The sequence below is a fragment of the Virgibacillus dokdonensis genome, from assembly GCF_900166595.1.
GTDB lineage: Bacteria > Bacillota > Bacilli > Bacillales > Amphibacillaceae > Virgibacillus > Virgibacillus dokdonensis.
This window is the reverse complement of the sequence record NZ_LT745763.1, coordinates 3,366,426-3,385,180: the sequence shown is the minus strand read 5'-3', so window position 1 is coordinate 3,385,180 and position 18,755 is coordinate 3,366,426. Positions and strand designations below refer to the sequence as shown.

Below are 18,755 nucleotides of genomic sequence, written 5' to 3'. Positions count from 1 at the left end.
TTGTAGAAATGTAGGTGAATCGTAATGACAAATCAAGAGGAGACATTAGCGAATGTAACTGTAGTGGGGCTTGGTAAAATTGGACTAACATTGGCTGCAGTGTTTGCAAATAATCATTTTAACGTCTATGGCTCCGATATTAATGAAGATGTTGTAGCTACCATTAATCAAGGCAAATCTCATATTACAAATGAACCTGGATTAGATCAATTGGTTGCTGCTGCTTATAACAGTAAAACATTGTCAGCAACTACAGAGACAGCTGAAGCCGTTGCCAAATCGAATATAGTGATTGTGATTGTTCCCGTACTAATCGATAATCAATACAATGTAGATTATCAATTTATAGATGCTGCCGTTAAAGAAATAGCTAGAGGAATGAAAGAAGGTACGTTAGTCATTTTTGAAACAACTATTCCTCCTGGTGATACACAATATCGGTTTGGAAAAAAGCTAGAAGAACTATCCGGGTTACGCTTAGGAGAAGAATTCTACCTCGCTTATAGTCCGGAAAGAGTTTATTCTAATCGAATAATAGAAGATTTAAAAAAATATCCAAAGATAGTTGGCGGAATCAATGAGAAGAGTCTGGAATTAGCTGTAGATTTCTATAAAAAAGCATTAAATTGTAAGCTAATTGAAGTGAGTTCATTAGAAACAGCAGAGTTTTCTAAAGTTGCAGAATGTGTGTACAGGGATGTAAATATTGCGCTTGCAAATGAGCTTGCAAAGTTTACGGAAAAAATCGGTGTAAATATGTCTGAAGTAAGGAAAGCCAGTAATAGTCAGCCTTATTCCTATTTACATGAGCCTGGAATTGGCGTTGGAGGACATTGTATTCCAATATACCCGTATTTTTTTATTAATAAAGGTTTGACAAAAGGGATAACTCCAATGGCTCGCATGATTAATGATAGCATGGCTGATTATGCAATTAATAAGGTGGAAGAGGAAGTTGGCAGCTTAACAGACAAAAATGTTCTTATCCTTGGTTTAGCATATAGGGAAAATGTAAAGGAACCAACCAAATCTACCACATTACTTTTAATTGATCGATTAATCAAATTAAGAGCAAATGTGTTCGTAAATGATCCTTTATTTACAAATAGTGAAATAAAACAATATGGTGTTTCTCCTTTATCTTTACAGAGTGAATTTACTTCAAAAATGGATGCGGTAATTCTTCAAGCCTTTCATAAAGCGTATGCGAGTTTAGATTTCAAAAAATTTATAAGCTGTAGGATTATTTTAGATGGACGAAATAAATTAAGTAAAAATGAGATTCAAAGGCTTGGAATTACTTATAGAAGTATAGGTAACGATGATATAAAGGAGAGGCTGTGAGTTATTATGTCTAACGATAAATTAACTCCTATTCCAATGGTAGATTTAAAGGAAGAGTTAGATTTAATAAGAAAATTAATTATACAGGAATTAACTGACGTACTTGATAGTGGTATATATATATTAGGAGAAAAAGGAGAAAAACTAGAAAGGGAAGTAGCTCATTATGTGGGAGCAAGCTATGCAGCTGGGGTAGCAAATGGAACGGATGCCTTAGAGTTATCCCTTCAAGCTTTAAATATTGGATATGGCGATGAAGTGATTACTACTCCATTTACTTTTTTTGCTACTGCAGAGGCCATTGCAAGAGTTGGCGCGACCCCTGTTTTTGTAGATATTGAAGAAGAAACGTACAATATAGATCCTATAAAAGTTGAAAAAGCGATAACTAAAAAAACAAAAGGTATTATCGTAGTTCATTTATACGGTCAAGTTGCTAAAATGGAAGAAATTATGGATATTGCTAAAAAAAATGATTTAAAAGTTATTGAAGATGCGTGTCAAGCGCTAGGAGCAGAATATAATGGGGAAAAAGCAGGGGCAATTAGTGATATCGGTTGTTTCTCCTTTTTTCCTTCCAAAAATCTCGGCGCTTTTGGTGATGCTGGGATGGTAACTACGAATCAAAGAAATTTATATGAACAGATTTGCCGACTTAGGAATCATGGAAGTAAAACAAAATATTATCATTCAACAATTGGTATGAATAGTAGGCTTGATGAATTTCAGGCTGCAACCTTATTAGTTAAACTAAAATATTTAGATATTTTTTTGCATCAGCGAAAGGAAGTCGCAAGGAGATATACAGACAGCTTTCATAATCTAATAAAAAGTCCAACTATACCAGAAAATAAAGCGCATACCTTTCACCAATATTGTATTGAATTAGATAAGAGAGACGAACTTGCTCTAAATTTAAAAAATAATGGAATTGCTTCTTCTATTTATTACCCGATTCCTTTACATTTGCAGGCCGCTTTTGATTATCTAAATTATAAAGCAGGAGATTTGCCAGTTGCAGAAAAAGCCGCGAAAAGAACGCTTGCTCTGCCAATTTATCCAATGTTATCTATTCAAAAGCAAATGTATGTGATTTCAACAGTATTAGATTTTTTAAATCGAAAACCTTAAATAAAATAATTTTGTTCCCATAAAGATGTAATCTTTATGGGAATTTTTATTTTTTTACCCATGAAGGGAGAATACTAAGATAATTGAAAAGGAAACATGGATCATTCCATTTTACGTTATGAAAGGAAGGTAAATCTTGTTGCGAATGGCGAAGTCGTAAGTAACGTTGACTACCTGACTAGTCCTAAACCTATTCAGTTCACCATAAAGTTATGAGATAACTCTAAATAGTTATTTTAACTTCTGCTTGTTTACAGATCTATATGATTCAAATACTCACTCCATTTACTACGGTTTATTGTGGTAATACTTTCTTGATGTTCTCTAATATTATAGATAGTGAAATTGCTGTAATTTAATTTAGAGTGCTTTATTAATTGCAATAGCGTACTTACATCTTCATACAGTCTGCCATTTTCAAAGTCATTGATTAGAAAGCCACCTGTACTTTTTAAAGTAGAGGTTCGATATATTCTTGGTCCAAGAGGAAAAGAATAGGTTAGCAATTCAGCAGGCCTGTGAATTTGTTTCCCTTTTTTAATTCCTTTGAAAAAAACCTCATCATTTATTTGTTTCCATCTTCTAAAATTACCATAGAGTAAAGACGAATTTTCAGGAAGCTCTAATAGGTGCTTCTTTATCATGGCTACTGCATTCGGATCAAGCCAATCATCTGCATCAAGCTCTAAGATGAATTCTGATGTAATATAGGGGAGTAGCGTATTAAGAGCTTTCGCCTTCCCTTCATTTTTTTTAGTAATTAATTTCACCTGTTTATTTCTATCCCATTGTAATAGTTTTTTTAAGGAGTAATCTGTCGATCCATCATCGATAATTAGTATTTGATCAAATGGCATGTTTTGTAATAGACAGGAAGCAACTGCGATATCCACATATTTTTCCATATTATAATTGGATATGAGTACAGATAGAGAGGGGCTGGTCAGATTTTCTTTTTTAAATTGATATTTTTGCGCTATCATATATTTTGCGCTTGTAGTAGTGTTTCTTGTTTCCACTGATGGATTAATGAGATTTTCTATAGTTAATTGACTTGATTTATCTAAATTTGCGAGCCAAGCAGGTAAAAATGCTTCATTAAATGGGGGGTGGATGTTGGTGAAACCTCCTATTTTTTTTATATACTTACTTAATGCTAAAAGTGGCAGGTAAATAGCATGATTTCTGAAACGATACCCAGTTGTTAATACAGTCTTTGGTTGTTCTAGCTGAAGCATTTCTGAGTTTACAGAAGCGGATAAACAATGTGTATGAGAAAGGAATAAAACATAACGGTTATTTGTCTGATCCATTATATTATCTAATGTATGTGCTAATTCATTGTTTTTACTAGTAATAAAGCATATATCGTTTAACCAATCATTCACCTGATTTTTGTTAAGAGTTATATTTGTAGCTTGTATGACGATAACGGAACTTATTCTTGCTTGGAGTTTTCGCAAAGACACTAACATTTGTTGAAGTACTTTTTGGCTGAAAGGGAAAATAATGATAACTGAAATATCTTTCAACATATAAACCTCCGTCTCTATAATAAAAAGGTCGTAACTTTAACAGATATTGTCGGCATTTACAGTTACAGAGATATAAAATAGTTACTCCTGATTTTAGATACAAGTTATAGCAGTATATGCTTTTTGAATAATGTAAGTGAAGGGGATTAGCTGCTAGCAAAGATACTAGTTAATCAGGTTTTATTAACTCGGAAGATTCTGCGGAAATAAGTTATAAATGTATCTAATTTAAACATGATTTGAACTATGTAGTTTTCGCCACGATTCATAGCTTCTCATTTGATGTTACTATTTGATTTTTCTTTTCAGCATAGTAAACTTCAATTGCTAGATGAAATTTCTCATAATACTCTTTTCGTGTTATTGAAAGTCTTTGTTTTTCTTATACTCCTAGATTGTAAAATTAAGCGAGACACATAAAACATTGTCATCAGATTTAGGCTTTAAGTGAAGTCACCCTACCACCACCCTTGACCTTGTTTGTGTCCGTGGTGAGATGTAAACGGCGGATGGTTGAAAAAATGCCATAAGGCAACATCCGCATGAATAGCGTACCACGGACAATCCATTCTAAGCTCCGCTGGTGGGGCCCCGACCCCCTTCCAGCGATCACTAAGAATGGGCACGGCGGTCAAGGGCAGGCAGCTAAAGCTGTGGTTAGTGTGATATTGTAACTTCAAAGAGATGACACCATGCAATACAAAAAAGACATGCCATGATATACTCAATCAAAACCAACCAAAGTTAAGGAGAGTGTATCTGACATGTCCTATACCCATCTTACCAAAACAGAGCTCATATTCATAGCGGAATATCTTGAATTTGGTCTATCAGGTCGAAAAATTGCTGAAAAATTAAAGCGTGGTCATGAAACTATATATCGTGTGATTCGCGAATTGAAAAACGGTCTAACTGCGATAGATATTCATTTGAACTATAAAGCGAACAAAGCTAAATGCGGTCGAAAAAGAACGCAGTTAACAGATGAAGAAAGAGCCTACATTGAAGAAAAAGCCTGTGACGGTTGGACGCCTGATGTCATCATCGGTCGGAATGAAAGACCTATTTTCTGTAGCATGCGTACCCTTTATCGTAAGTTTGAAGCAGGCGAATTTGATGTGAATACTTTACCTATGCAAGGCAAACGCAAGCCAAATGGCTACAAGGAAAAAAGAGGGAAACAAAGCTTTAGACGCGGCATTCAAGACCGAGACAATGACCATCCGAATTACAAGAAAGAATTTGGTCACCTAGAAGGAGACACGATTGTTGGTCGCCACCATAAAAGTGCTGTCATCACATTGGTTGAGCGATTAACAAAATGTATCATTGCCATTAAGCCAGAAGGAAGAAGAGCTGCTAATGTTGAATCATCGCTTAATGACTGGCTCGCTCCACTGCCGAAACACTTGTTTAAATCGATTATTTTCGACTGTGGTAAAGAGTTTTCTAATTGGAAATCTATCAGTAATAAGCAAGATATTGATATTTATTTTGCAGATCCTGGAACCCCTTCACAAAGAGGATTGAATGAGCATTCCAACGGTCTGCTTCGAAGAAATGGGCTACCAAAGGATATGGATTTCAACCCCATAACCCAAATGTATATTTCTGAAGTAGCACTTAGACGAAACAATATTCCAAGAAAATCATTAGGTTACAAAACACCGATGGAGTGTTTCATGTCCCATGTCGATAAAGAATTTGATCAAAACATGTTGTCTCGCTTAATTTGACAAATCAAAACTATAAAAAATCTTATACGTTCCTATAGTGTAAAAAAGAGTAGCACAGATCCATGACTATGGGTTTGTGCTACTCATTTAGCATGTTTGGGGTATAACCCTTTTTTTAAATACTTGTTTGTATGAGTTGTTTAATTTCTGCTGTTTTTCCTTGATGAAAAAGATCTACGATTTTACTTCCAACGATAACACCATCGCAATATGAAGCTAGTTCTATAGCCTGTTCACTTGTGGATATACCAAATCCAGCTAGAACAGGAACAGGGCTTTGCTGTTTTAATTGGTAAAGATATGTTTTTACTTTTTTTTCGTAAGTTGTTCTTTCCCCAGTTGTCCCAGTAACAGTGACAGCGTAAAGAAATCCGTCAGAGCGATTGGCTAACATTTTAATTCTATCCTTTGAGCTTGTTAAAGCAACAAGTCTTATAAGTGCTATGGATTGCTGATTTAATACGTCTGTTACCATTTTTTCCTCTTCGATGGGGAGGTCTGGAATAATTAAACCATCTATTCCAGCTTGCACACAGGATTTAGCAAAACGGCTCACGCCATACTTATATATAAGGTTTATATAGGTCATAACAATGATTGGTACTGTACGCTTAGCTTTAAATAATTCTAACTTTTGTAATACTGCTGTCAATGTCGTGCCATTTTCAAGTGAACGCTTACCAGCGTTTTGTATTGTTGGCCCATCTGCAACGGGATCAGAAAATGGAACACCTACTTCTATAGCAGCGACACCGCAATTTTGCAAAAGTTGGATATTTTCCTCTAATTTATCCAATCCACCATCGCCAGCCATAATATAGGGAACAAAAAGATTTTTACTTTCGTTTTGTAGTTGGTGAAGGTGATTGGTTAATTTTTCTTTCCCCATATTATTTCTCCTCCAATATTTGTTTTATTTGTTCGACATCTTTATCACCGCGGCCTGAAAGACAAACTACAAGCGTTTGCGCGGGGGTCATTCGTTTAGCTAGTTTCTCTACAAAAGCAATCGCATGCGCGCTTTCTAATGCTGGAATAATGCCTTCAGTCTGAGATAATGTTTGGAATGCAGACACAGCTTTATCGTCAGTAATTGATTCATATATTACCCGTCCTGTATCATTTAAATGGCTATGCTCAGGTCCAACACCAGGGTAGTCTAGACCAGCGGAAATCGAAAAAGCTTCTTGAATTTGTCCATGATCATCTTGCAGTAAATTTGTCATTGTCCCATGCAGGATCCCAGGGTTTGGTCTTACTAATACAGATGCATGCTGGTTGGTATCTATCCCGACTCCTCCTGCCTCTACACCATATAACTTTACATCCTTATCTTCTATAAAGGGATAAAAAATTCCCATGGCATTGCTTCCCCCGCCAATACATGCAACGATAGCATCTGGTAATGAACCGTGCTTCTGAAGCATTTGGTTCTTCGTTTCCTTTCCAATAATAGATTGAAAATCGCGGACAATTTTTGGGAATGGATGAGGTCCCACAACAGAACCAAGAATATAATGCGTATCTTCAACATTTGCCACCCAATACCTTAGGGCATCATTGACTGCATCTTTTAAAGTACCACTCCCATTTTTAACACTGCGTACTTCAGCACCTAATAGTTCCATCCTAAATACATTAAGTTTTTGTCTGCGCATATCTGCTTCTCCCATAAATACAACACATTTCAGACCAAGTAGGGAGCAAACTGTTGCAGTAGCTACTCCATGTTGTCCAGCACCAGTTTCTGCAACAACTTTTTTCTTGCCCATTCGGCACGTCAACAAAGCTTGACCGATCGTATTATTTATTTTATGTGCTCCTGTATGGTTTAAATCCTCACGCTTTAGATATATGTGTGGTCCTGCAAACCGCTTCGTGAGATTCCTTGCATAATATAATGGAGTTTCTCTACCAATATATTGGGTCATATAATCATTTAATTCTTTTGTAAATGTTGGATCATTCATTGCTTCTTCATAAGCTTGCTCTAACTCAAGTAAAGCGGGCATAAGTGTTTCTGGAACGTATCTTCCTCCGAATTTACCGAACTTTCCATTTACATCAGGCATTGTGTAGGTTGGCATCGAATTCATCCTTTCGTTTAGCATGAACTATAAATTGATTTATCTTTTCAAAATCTTTCTTACCGTTTGTTTCTACTCCACTTGAGACATCAACAGCGAATGGTTGAAGGGCTTCTATAGCGGAATGAACGTTCTCAGGTGTTAGTCCACCAGCAATCATTATGTTGTCCTTTGGAATGGATAAATGATTGAGTATACTCCAATTAAAAGTCATCCCGTTACCCCCAGGTCTTTTTCCTACTGGGCCATCTAACAAGTAGAAATTGCAAGGAAATGGTTTAATACAAGATACATTTTCGTCATCGACCGGATACGCTCTAATTATTTTACATGTTAGTTTTGCAGCTACAGCAGCGGTTTCTTGACCGTGAAGTTGGATATAGTCAAGTGGGACATGTGCAGCGATTGTATTCATAATGTCAACAGTTTCGTTTACAAACACGCCAACCTTCTTTATTGAATGGGGGAGGGTGTTTGCGATGGTAGCAGCAGCTTTAGGAGTGATCGATCGCTTGCTTTCGGCAAACACAAAGCCAATGAAGTCTGCTCCTGCTTCGACAGCTGCCCGAGCAGCAGCAACGGATTGAATGCCACATATTTTAACGAGCATCGTGCATCCTCCTTATCTTGGAAACCTTTAATGTATGATAAGTTTCAAATAAGTTAGTCGAACGCATTAATGTTTCACCTATAAGTAGTGCTTCTGCACCAGCATCTCGTGCTAAAAGTGCATCAGAACGGGTACTAATTCCACTTTCACTAATAATTAAAGTGTTTTTATTTTTAATATGAGATGCTAGTTTAACTGTTGTTTGTAAATCTACTTCAAAGGTTTTTAAATTCCGGTTATTAATTCCAATAATTGCAGGGTCTAGTTCTAATATGGCTTCTAATTCTTCCATTTGATGTACTTCACAAATAACCTCAAGTCCTTTTTCGGTAGCATAATGATATAATTCATGTAATTTTTGTTTGGATAATGCAGCTGCAATTAATAATATGATGGAGGCGCCAGCTGCTTTAGCTTGATCGATTTGTACGGTATGAATGATAAAATCTTTGCATAAGACAGGTATTTGCACCACTTCTGCAACAGCTTGCAAATCCTTCATCGACCCCTTAAAAAAAACGTTGTCGGTGAGTACAGATATCGCTACTGCACCGTAAGCCTCATACTGTTTAGCCAGTGTAACTGGATGGACCTCCGCTTTTATATCTCCTTTTGAAGGAGAGGAACGTTTGATTTCAGAAATAATCTGTACCTCGTTGGAAGTAGTCACTCTATTTTTGAAAGGAACCGGTTGTTTACTCATATCAAAAAGCCTGGCTTCCTCCAAAAGCTTATCCACCTCCATTTGCTTGTGTGCTATAATTTTTTCTAAAATAGTCATTTAAATCACCTCTCTTGTGCATTTCTTGCTAAAATCCACCAAGTTTAATAGGCAAGCTAGTGCTTTTCCCGAACGGACACTTTCATTCGCTAATTCCACTCCTTGTTGTATAGAAGATGCTGTTCCATGTGCGTAAAGGCCCAGACCTGCATTTAGAAGGACAGTATCTAAATAAGCGCTTGAATTCCCTTGCAAAACGTCTTTCATAATGGCAGCGTTTTTCTTAGCGTCACCACCCTGAATTTCTTCGTTGGGATACATTGGTAATCCAACTTCTTCTGGATGCAAAGTGAAAGGTTTTAGTTTCCCATCTTCAAGCAGGATAAGATGGTTTACTCCTGAAAGGGAAGCTTCATCCATACCATTAGCACCATTGACAACGATAGCACGCTTTCTCCCTAATTTATGCAAGGTTTGAGCTACGATTTCAAGTTTTTCTTTACGGTAAACACCGATAAACTGCGAATGCAGCATAACTGGATTGATTAAGGGACCAATGATATTAAAAATGGTTGGTAGTCCTAAGTCTTTACGAACCTTGGAAAATGACTTTAATGCGTTATGCACGTGGGGAGCAAATAAAAAGACAATCTTATTTTTATCTAACGATTCTTCTACCTGTGCCGGTGTGAAAAATAGAGAAACTCCAAGTGTTTCTAAGACATCAGCACTTCCAGTTTTACTTGAAATACTACGATTTCCATGCTTTGCAATTGGCACACCTGTACCAGCAATTACAAATGCAGAAGTTGTACTAATATTAAAACTCCCTGACATATCTCCTCCGGTTCCACAATTGTCCATGACATTTTTTACATTTGTAGTATTATATAGTGATCGAGAGCGAATTACTTCTACTAAGCCAGCTATTTCATCAGATGTTTCTCCTTTTATTTGCAATGCAGTTAGTAAAGCTGCTATTTCGGATTCTGTTGTATAATTATTGATGCAGGAGAGTGTAACATTCTTCATCTCATGAAAATTTAGATGATGACCTTGGATTAATTTTTTAAGGTAATTTCTCATATGAAGTCTCCTTTCTAATTTTTTGTAAAAAGTTATGCATTATTCTGTTTCCTGAAGTTGTACCGATAGATTCAGGATGAAATTGCACGCCGTATACTGGATAAAAAGTGTGCTGAATAGCCATAACTTCATTGTCTTCAAGCGATGTTGCCACTAGCTCAAGCTGTTGTGGGAGGGAATTCGCCTCAATAACGTATGAGTGATAGCGCATGACTTCAAGTGGTTGCGATAAGTATTGAAAAATCCCAGATCCATTATGCGTAATAAGTGATGTTTTACCATGCATTATTTGGTTAGACGGTTGAAGGGAAGCTCCCAATGCCTCACCGATAATTTGGTGACCCAAGCATACACCTAAAATAGGAATTTTCTGATAAAAGTTTTTAACTATTTCTGGACAGGCTCCTGTTTGTTCTGGAAGGCCAGGTCCTGGTGATATAATAATTGCTTCAGGATTAAGAATATTTATCTCATTGAGTGTAATGTTGTTATTTCTAACAACGTGAACATGAAAGCCCTCTTTAGAGACATATTGGAAGATGTTATAAGTAAATGAATCAAAATTATCTATTAACACAATCATTTATAGACACCTCCATAAGGGATTTGGCTTTAAACAATGTTTCCATATACTCCTTCTCTGGATCAGAATCATGTACAATGCCAGCTCCAGTTTGTAGATAAGCGTGTTTACCGGTAACGATGATGGATCGAATTGCGAGCGCCATTGTTAAGTCATGGTTGTAGTTGATAAAGCCAATGCCTCCACCGTAGAAGCCTCTTCTTGTTTTTTCTAGCTGATTAATGATTTGCATCGCTCTAATCTTTGGTGCTCCAGTGACAGTCCCAGCAGGCAAGCAGGATTTTAAAGCAGTAAATGAGTTGTATCTATTTCGAAGTGTTCCATGCACTTCTGAGACAATATGCATAACGTGTTGGTATTTTTCAATTGTCATATAGGTTGGAATGCTAATACTTCCAACTTCACATATACGTCCTAGATCATTTCTACTCAAATCAATGAGCATGCGATGTTCAGCAATTTCTTTTTCATCCTTCAGTAGGTCATCCATTTGTTGTGCATCCTCAAGGGGGGTTTTCCCACGAGGCTTTGTTCCTGCAATTGGATTTGTCATGATACTCCTACCACGAGTTTCAATTAAACTTTCTGGTGATGCCCCGAGAATAAGATAATGTTCAAAATCGATATAAAACATATATGGGGATGGATTCGCCTTTCGGAGTTGACGATAAAATGAGAACGTATCCCCCCTAACGGTTGCTTTCATACGCTGAGATAAAACAACTTGGAATATGTCACCTTGTTGGATATGTTTTTTTGCTGTTGTAATTTTTTGCTGAAAGGCTTCTTTTGTTATTTCAGGATAAAAGGTAATAGGTGCTTCTTGTGAAGCACTTGTATATTTCGCATCATTAATTTGATTTTGCAAATTTGCCAGTTGATTTTCTAAGTTTTCGGGCTTCGCACCCACTTGAATTGCTATGACATATAGGATTTCACTTGTGTGATCGAACACGAGAACATTTTTATAAAGCATAAGATGGATATCAGGCATGTTTACATCATTCGTTAACGCTTCTCCAATATGCTCGCTGGCTCGAATAGTATCATAGCCAACATAGCCAATTGCTCCACCGTAAAAGGGGAGTGGTAGATCAATGGATATGTGGGGAAGATTCCTTTCCATATAAGTTAAAGCGTTTTGTTGGATGGTTTTAGTTGTATGATTGACAAGATCAATATGCTTAGTTGTATTACCAAAACCAATAATCTCTTCATAAGGATCGCAACCAAGAAAGGAAAACTTTCCTTTCTTTTCGTGCTGCAAGGTGCTTTCTAACAAGAATTTTTTCTTGCCTGTTAATCGCTTAAATAATTCTACAGGAGTTAATGTATCTGCATTAAGTTTGATAAATTTAAATGCTGCTTCTTTTTCCATTGCAATTTCATCCTTTCCTATAAGCATTTAATGCCCTAAAGGGTAAAATAAAAAATCCTCTACAAACACATCATTGGTGTTTGTAGAGGACGATTGGAACCGCGGTGCCACCTCTGTTAAAAAGCATAAGCCTTTTATCTTTATTTCGAATACAGGAGAGAGGATTCGGTAAACTGACCCACCTATCCGATATTCTATCCGTATAACGGCGGAACTCCGTGTTTCCCTACTGTTTTTTCAGGAAACCTCTTGTAAGTCCATTCAGCAAGACTCCACATGCTAGCATCCCACCACCGCTAGCTCTCTTCAATGCTTCTGCTATGCTTACTTCTCTTACGCAACGATTTATCTTTTTTGTCAGAGTTATTTAATGCTAATTTCTTCAACCGTATCCTTTATAAATACAAAAAACCCCTCATCCGACAAAGGACGAGGGACCGTGGTACCACCTTTATTAGCTGCATATATACAACTCACTTTATTACATGAAGCTTTACTTAGCTTCATGTAATTCTCAGATAACGATGAGATTAACTCGCCAAAGCCTACTACAATTACGGTTCGGTTTGGAAACTCCGAAGTCCATTCATCTAATGAAACACACTGATTCTCACCATCCATCAGCTCTCTTTTGCGCTCAATTAGATTACTACTCTTCATCATTGTTTTAACATTGATTAAGTTATTGATGACAATATTAAGATAATTCATGTTGAAAGTCAACCCTTTTTTAATACTTTTTTGACAGATAAGAATTTTTATTCTCATTATAATATGGATTTTCCATTAAGCGAGTATGCATGAAGGGCAGGCTTTTCGGTATTTGGAAAGTTCAGTATCCCTGCGGATATGAGAGCCATAGTTATTTTAAATGAGCCAAGCTGTTTGAGCTAGCACCGAGGTTGCTCTAAAGTAAAGTCACTTTTTTAAGAAATGAATCGGTAACACTTTATAAGTGTCACCGACTCAGTGTATTGTTATTAGCCACCGTTTGGTGTTGGGAAAGTGAATGATGGAGTATCTGTTATTTCACAGCGGTTGGGATTAATTTCGCATACATTACCTTGTTGATCTTTGATAACTTGCCTAGTAACTGTAATTTGGGTGCGTAATACAATTTTAACTAAGATCCCCTCAACAAGCCCCGTACCAAGAGCATCGACAACCTCTACTCCTGGCTGTGTGAAGATTCCTTCTACTTCAAGTGGCGTCTCCTGTAGCATATCTTGTGGACAAGCGCCGAAGAAATCAGTATGCGCTTGGAATGGGATAGTTGTTGTTATAATGTCTGGTAAAGCTACACCTGCAATTGTAACAGAAATAGTTGCTGGCACTAATCCAATATTGACTACTTTATCTTTTATGATTCTGGCATTTTGTGTAATTTCATCTAAATTGGGCACCACATTTACAGAAACAAGATCAGCGGTATCAAGTAAATTTGGGAATAGAGTAATGGGAAGTGTTGTTTCTGCCACCTTTTGAACAGATTTTGAGCCTACTAGTGAATGAACGACAACACAATCACTAGTTAATTTTGCGGGCTTGAATTGTGGCTTCTTAAAATTACATTCACAAGTTTCGCGCTTACAACAGTCATCTTTAAAACATTTTCGCTTAGGGTATGGTTTGCATTTTTTTGCCTGGTTTCCTGACATCGCAACACTTTTGTAATATTTTTTAGAGGACATTACATCCTCCCTCCTTTCGTGAACTCTTTTTTGGAAAATAAAATGTTATTTTCATGATTATACTATTAGTTAAAGGTGTTTTCTGATTGGACGTATTGATTATTTAGTAAGCTTTAGTATAGAGACTTCCTAAAAATAGGTATGTGTAATGTTTGTATATTTCTGATATGTGAAATAAAGGGAAGGCTATCCCAGAAGAATTGTATACATACAGAAACTTTGGGGTTAAACTATTTGTATACTTTAGAGAGTAGTTTTAAGTAAGAAAAGAAAGGAAATGGGCATTTGACATAAAGGCAGGAGATTTAAGTCGTTTAAGAAGAAGCTGAATTTTTATTATCTCTTTCATTGAACAGGTAACAAGTGCTTTTTTGTAAACATAGCTATTGTTATTGCCAAAAAGCTGAGCGAATATCTGAAATAAACCCCTAATTGCCTCTAAAATAAATTGGTATCACAAAGAAAATTCCATAGATATAGATTACTTTAAAAGAATAATTATGATAGTGAAATAAAAAGGCTTCTTATTGGAATGCGGGTTATTGTTAATTTGTGTATATAGGCATAAATGTTAAGAATGAAGATATCTATATACAATGTGGTATGACTAGCACTCAATAAGATAGCCTTTTACGACATAACTTTTTCAAACAAGGGTAGAGAATTTAATTAAGACCGCTCTAAGAACCTATTCGGAGGATGAAATTGGTCTTTTGTATTATTTTGCTTTACCGCAACAGCCGCCTTTTCGGAACATTCCTTTTTTCACTGATGGCGATGATGCCAGTACAATAGGCTTTGTGGAAGTATTTAATTTAGTATAGCTAGCTTCTGCTTTCAGCAATTTTTTTTTCTTCAATATTCTTCAACTCCTTAGGGGTTATAATGTATTATACGTATTGTATTGAATGGTGGTCGGGCTAACATGCGGGTTCTATGCGAAAAGGGCATTCTCCATAGTTGGAGCTTTTACTTGATAGCATTTTCACTAAAGGGTGATTTTCTTTAAAGGGAATAATGACCATTTTTATATTGGTTAGTGGGGTGGTTGGCAATAGGTAATGTAGAAAGGGATAAGTGCTGTATAAGGGTGAGAATGGTAAAGAGAAAGAGTTCTTGATTTATTTTTTAATTCTTGTCAACGTATGCTCAAGTTTATGCTTACTATAGCATTGCGCTCGTTCCTAATTGCCAAACAGATTGTAAGTTTATTCGATATCCTACTAATATATCGCACGATTCATAAGGTAGTACGGCTTTTCTGAGTGTATAGATATATACGAATAATTATTTGCTACGTGTTCATCTTATCCTCTCTTAAATAAGGAAAGGAAGGATGTCAAGGAATCTGACTTTTTAACTGATTCATCAGCATTTATTGCGTTAGTATTTTCTGTTTGATCTATTTGTTTTTCAGTTGATGTTGTACTACTGTTTGTTTCCTCTATCTGATTTTCAGTAAAGTTTATATTACTCTCTGCATCTTCTGCTTGTTTCCCAGAGTCTGTGTTATTTTCATTTTTTTCTAATTCGTTGTTTGGAGAATCTGTATTACTCTCTAATACTTTTCCTATTAATGCATTCGGTGTCTGTTTCTCGACACTATTTTCTAGTTCTATATCCTGTACCTGTTTCTCCACATTATTTTCTAGTTTTAATTCATCACTGTGAGGGTTAGCATTCTCATAAGTAGGTGTTGTATTGTCCGTATCTAGCTTTTCTTCTTTGTTTTCAACTTGAGTTTTGCTTTTGGGAGTAGCTGTACGAGTAACAATATTTTTATTTAATTCATATTGGGAATTGAGAAAAGTCTTCTTTGCTTTATTCATAGATATAGTTCCAGAATTTTTTGTGTCATAATGATGGGGATTATAGGAATTTCCATGGTTTGACTTTGTCCGGCTATAGTGTTGTCTATTTACTTGATTATTTTTTTTTTTGCTGATTGATTGTTGTTCAACTTGGTTGGGATATTGCAGTAAGCTCTGTAATTGCCTATATTCTGACTTATGAGTGGAACGTTTATTTTTAGAAGTAGTACTCTCTTCCGTTTTCATTATTTCCTTTATTTGTAGAATCTCTTCTTTTAAACTTTCAAGCTCTTTTATCTGCTCCTCCGATTTTTCATTATGCGTTTTTAGTAATTGATCAATTTTTTTGAAAAGCTCAGCAAATGATACCTGTTCTAATTGATGCTTAATTATTTCAGTTTGTTGATCTAATCGCTCTAAAGTATTTAGGATAGACACTTGCTGGTTAGCTAGATGCTCTTCTTCCATTTGATATTTCAGAAATTCTTCTTGAAATTTATTTTCCATCGCTTTCATTTCCCCTTTTAGTTTAAAAATTTTCATCTTCAAATCATAAAAATCATCTTTTGTTTTAAGATAATCTTCCACTAATTTTCCCTCTGTTACAGTTCTCATCGTTTCCTTGTAGGCATTGAGCTCTTTTTTTAACTTGTCAATATCGTTAACATTGTACAACTCGTATCGATGCATTTTCATTCACCCTTTTACAGCACATTAATATACTATTTATCAAACAGCAATCTGTGACAAAAGTGCATTTATTAACTTCAGAACATCATTGCTCTGACATATTTATCTTATGCACAATATTCTAGATTTAATCTAAAATCCAGAAGCCTTATTGATAAGACGAAGACCTAATTCCATGATTTTTGTCTTAATCTCCGCTAAATTACTATACCGTTTTGGGGATTTGTTCATAGGCTACAGTGAAAGAAATTAATCTTATTCGGAGGTGTTTGCTATAATGCAGGCAAATAATTTTTCTGGGGGTCAGGAGCTCCTATGTATTAATACAGAAAAGGTATATGACTGGATTCTGAATGAAGCCACATTTGATCTGAACTTAATGGATATGGAATTGCCAGCAAATCCAAATACGGGTGAACAGTTGACATGTGCTGATATTGATATAGATACAGTTACATGTACAGTTACACCTTGTGATACCGAGCCAATTGTTATTTTGGATCGAGTAGATCAGGATTTTGTCATTGATGGTACAGAGGTGACGTTACAGCTGGTTAATATTCGTAAAAACTTTGTTGTAACAGTTTTTGTTGATTTATTACCAGAAGTTTGCAGTGGAACAGTAGAGGTCTGTGAAGCATATTTTACACGTTGTGAACAAGTAGTGCTTTGCGCACCTGAAGGAACAGAAATTGATGTGGCTTACACAGACTTAGATTGCTTTGTTTGTACTGCGGCTTGTGATGATTCAGTTCATCCAAATGAACTAGATGTAACGCTTACTGTTCGCTTATGCCAAAGCATTCAATCCACATTTGACGTCACTCTTGAAATCGTAGCAGATTTCTGTGAGCCAAGAGATGTTCTTCCGGTAACGCCATGCCCTACGCCAACTATGCCACCACAATGTCCAGTTATTTTCCCGAATAATGGTTGTATTGACTAAGGAGTTGGCATATTTATAAAGAGAGGAACATATCCTCTCTTTATTTTTGCTTTTACATTTAGAATTGCTAAATATGTCTAAGTGGAAGATTGTAAATGTTTCCTTTGCAGTCGTCGCTCGTAAAAAAGCTTTCAATATGCAAGGAATAGTTAGTGTCAACGTATCACATGCAGGGAAACAATTCTTTGAAATTACTCACTTTTTCAGCCCTTTTAAACCTTGTATATGGAAGCAAATGCGCGGAAATATTTTCATGTTAAACAGGAGGAATGAAAATGGAAAAAATAAGAACAATTCAAAAGAAACTACGTGATTTGCAGGAAATCAATGACGCCTACTTAAAGGAACTAAAGACAGTAGCGAAGGAGGTTCAGAAAAAACACATACAGATTGTGAGTTTCTTTACTTATTCCGTTAATTTGAACCATCAACCAGATGGAGAAAATCTGATTATTGGTTCCTATCACATAACTAATTTGGGTTTTAAACCGTTGCACCACCCATATATATGCATCAAGCTAAACGCTGAAGGCCAGTTCGACTTTTCTGGTAAGTATTTTTATGAACAAACACAACAAAAAATGAAGCTCGCAAATGCTTGGTTGAGATTTAATGAAGCAAGTGATCAACAAGAATTTTGGTTAAAGCCAAGTAAGCAGCAAATACTTTATCCACAAGAAACTTTAACTTTTCAAAATTTTCAATTAAAATGGGTGCCGAATATGTCATACAGCTGTAGTGTGAAAGGGTTTACATATGGAGATGAAGTAGAAGAAGGGATGCACGCAGTAAATCAAATCAGTGTTAGTGGAAAAGTGGAGGAGGAGAAGGGACATGAATAACGAAGAAATGGAAAAATTGTGGAAGGAATCCATCTATTCATTGATTAAAAATCACTTGGAAGCATTAAGGGAAGACACATCATCTCCTAATAGTAGCTTTGTATACTTAGAAAATAATACGTTACAAATGATCATGGCATATATGTTTATGAATATGAATCGCTTAACGGATTACAGTAATAATTCAATGGATACAGCGGAATTAGTAGATATAGAAAATAATCTGGACGCGTTAATTGATTATAGTAAAAAGGAGTTTGAAACAATACTAGGTATGCTAAAAGGCTAATTCCATGACAAGATACGTAGTATAATAATGAGTAGTATAGCGATGTGAATAGTTGAGAGCGAAGCGCCATTTATCTCTTTCTACTTTATTCTATAGTAATATATATAAATCGCTTACTGTATGATAGCTTCAAATTTACCAAAGTGTGTAAAAATCACTTTTCCCTTTATTATTAAGCTAATTTTGTGCTATTTTAATGGTATGCTATAGTTTTACGTTTAAAAGATATGTTGTTCAAAAAAGGAGTATAATTTAAATACACCAATGTGGGAGAT

At 35.8% G+C, this 18,755-nt stretch carries 17 protein-coding genes and 2 other annotated features; of the genes, 6 read left to right on the top strand and 11 right to left on the bottom strand.

Features of this window, described 5'->3' with window-relative positions; genetic code table 11:
* The first annotated feature begins 24 nt into the window (after positions 1-24).
* Positions 25-1,344, top strand: a complete 1,320-nt coding sequence (locus B2C77_RS17335; RefSeq protein WP_077706181.1) for a nucleotide sugar dehydrogenase — start codon at positions 25-27, stop codon at positions 1,342-1,344.
* Positions 1,345-1,350: 6 nt separating this feature from the next.
* Positions 1,351-2,475: a DegT/DnrJ/EryC1/StrS family aminotransferase gene (locus B2C77_RS17330; protein ID WP_077706180.1), complete on the top strand. Its 1,125-nt coding sequence runs from the start codon at positions 1,351-1,353 to the stop codon at positions 2,473-2,475.
* 251 nt (positions 2,476-2,726) lie between these two features.
* Here B2C77_RS17330 and B2C77_RS17325 read toward each other — a convergent pair whose 3' ends face one another.
* Positions 2,727-4,010 (bottom strand): glycosyltransferase family 2 protein, encoded by a 1,284-nt coding sequence (locus B2C77_RS17325; RefSeq protein WP_077706179.1) that lies wholly within the window; start codon positions 4,008-4,010, stop codon positions 2,727-2,729.
* A 764-nt stretch (positions 4,011-4,774) separates the two neighbouring features.
* On the opposite strand from B2C77_RS17325, the gene B2C77_RS17320 reads away from it, so the two are divergent.
* Positions 4,775-5,746 (top strand): IS30 family transposase, encoded by a 972-nt coding sequence (locus B2C77_RS17320; protein ID WP_077706178.1) that lies wholly within the window; start codon positions 4,775-4,777, stop codon positions 5,744-5,746.
* Positions 5,747-5,861: 115 nt separating this feature from the next.
* On the opposite strand, the gene trpA is transcribed toward B2C77_RS17320, so the two are convergent.
* From trpA to B2C77_RS17270, 10 genes are all read right to left on the bottom strand, one after another.
* Positions 5,862-6,635, bottom strand: a complete 774-nt coding sequence (gene trpA, locus B2C77_RS17315) for a tryptophan synthase subunit alpha (protein WP_077706177.1) — start codon at positions 6,633-6,635, stop codon at positions 5,862-5,864.
* 1 nt (position 6,636) lies between these two features.
* Entirely contained in the window at positions 6,637-7,833 is a 1,197-nt protein-coding gene (trpB, locus tag B2C77_RS17310; protein ID WP_077706176.1) for a tryptophan synthase subunit beta, read from the bottom strand.
* The gene (locus tag B2C77_RS17305) at positions 7,811-8,443 is read right to left on the bottom strand and encodes a phosphoribosylanthranilate isomerase (RefSeq protein WP_077706175.1); all 633 of its coding nucleotides are present in this window, start codon (positions 8,441-8,443) and stop codon (positions 7,811-7,813) included. Before B2C77_RS17305 ends, trpB begins: the two co-directional genes overlap by 23 nt.
* Positions 8,433-9,224, bottom strand: coding sequence for an indole-3-glycerol phosphate synthase TrpC (gene trpC / locus B2C77_RS17300; RefSeq protein WP_077706174.1), 792 nt, complete (start codon positions 9,222-9,224; stop codon positions 8,433-8,435). The genes B2C77_RS17305 and trpC overlap by 11 nt, the downstream gene beginning before the upstream one ends.
* Positions 9,225-10,250 carry an anthranilate phosphoribosyltransferase gene (gene trpD, locus B2C77_RS17295; RefSeq protein WP_077706173.1) on the bottom strand — a complete coding sequence of 342 codons (1,026 nt, stop codon included), beginning with the start codon at positions 10,248-10,250 and terminating at the stop codon, positions 9,225-9,227.
* A complete protein-coding gene (locus B2C77_RS17290; RefSeq protein ID WP_077706172.1) occupies positions 10,234-10,833 on the bottom strand; it encodes an anthranilate synthase component II in 600 nt (199 codons plus the stop codon). The genes trpD and B2C77_RS17290 overlap by 17 nt, the downstream gene beginning before the upstream one ends.
* Positions 10,814-12,211, bottom strand: coding sequence for an anthranilate synthase component I (gene trpE, locus B2C77_RS17285; RefSeq protein ID WP_077706171.1), 1,398 nt, complete (start codon positions 12,209-12,211; stop codon positions 10,814-10,816). The genes B2C77_RS17290 and trpE overlap by 20 nt, the downstream gene beginning before the upstream one ends.
* An 82-nt stretch (positions 12,212-12,293) precedes the next feature.
* Positions 12,294-12,561, bottom strand: a binding site (T-box leader).
* Positions 12,562-12,633: 72 nt separating this feature from the next.
* Positions 12,634-12,883 (bottom strand) — a binding site (T-box leader).
* A gap of 308 nt (positions 12,884-13,191) precedes the next feature.
* Positions 13,192-13,902: a hypothetical protein gene (locus tag B2C77_RS17275; RefSeq protein ID WP_077706169.1), complete on the bottom strand. Its 711-nt coding sequence runs from the start codon at positions 13,900-13,902 to the stop codon at positions 13,192-13,194.
* 718 nt (positions 13,903-14,620) lie between these two features.
* Positions 14,621-14,761 carry a hypothetical protein gene (locus B2C77_RS21785; protein ID WP_176087361.1) on the bottom strand — a complete coding sequence of 47 codons (141 nt, stop codon included), beginning with the start codon at positions 14,759-14,761 and terminating at the stop codon, positions 14,621-14,623.
* A gap of 448 nt (positions 14,762-15,209) precedes the next feature.
* Positions 15,210-16,403, bottom strand: coding sequence for a hypothetical protein (locus tag B2C77_RS17270; RefSeq protein WP_077706168.1), 1,194 nt, complete (start codon positions 16,401-16,403; stop codon positions 15,210-15,212).
* Between the two features lie 277 nt (positions 16,404-16,680).
* Here B2C77_RS17270 and B2C77_RS17265 point away from each other — a divergent pair, with 277 nt between their 5' ends.
* The 3 genes from B2C77_RS17265 (at position 16,681) to B2C77_RS17250 (ending at position 18,480) form a co-directional block, all read left to right on the top strand.
* The gene (locus B2C77_RS17265) at positions 16,681-17,349 is read left to right on the top strand and encodes a BMQ_0737 family morphogenetic spore coat protein (protein WP_077706167.1); all 669 of its coding nucleotides are present in this window, start codon (positions 16,681-16,683) and stop codon (positions 17,347-17,349) included.
* 275 nt (positions 17,350-17,624) lie between these two features.
* On the top strand, positions 17,625-18,191 hold the full coding sequence (locus B2C77_RS17255; RefSeq protein ID WP_077706165.1) for a hypothetical protein: 567 nt from the start codon (positions 17,625-17,627) through the stop codon (positions 18,189-18,191).
* Positions 18,184-18,480 carry a hypothetical protein gene (locus B2C77_RS17250; RefSeq protein WP_077706164.1) on the top strand — a complete coding sequence of 99 codons (297 nt, stop codon included), beginning with the start codon at positions 18,184-18,186 and terminating at the stop codon, positions 18,478-18,480. The genes B2C77_RS17255 and B2C77_RS17250 overlap by 8 nt, the downstream gene beginning before the upstream one ends.
* Positions 18,481-18,755: the final 275 nt, after the last annotated feature.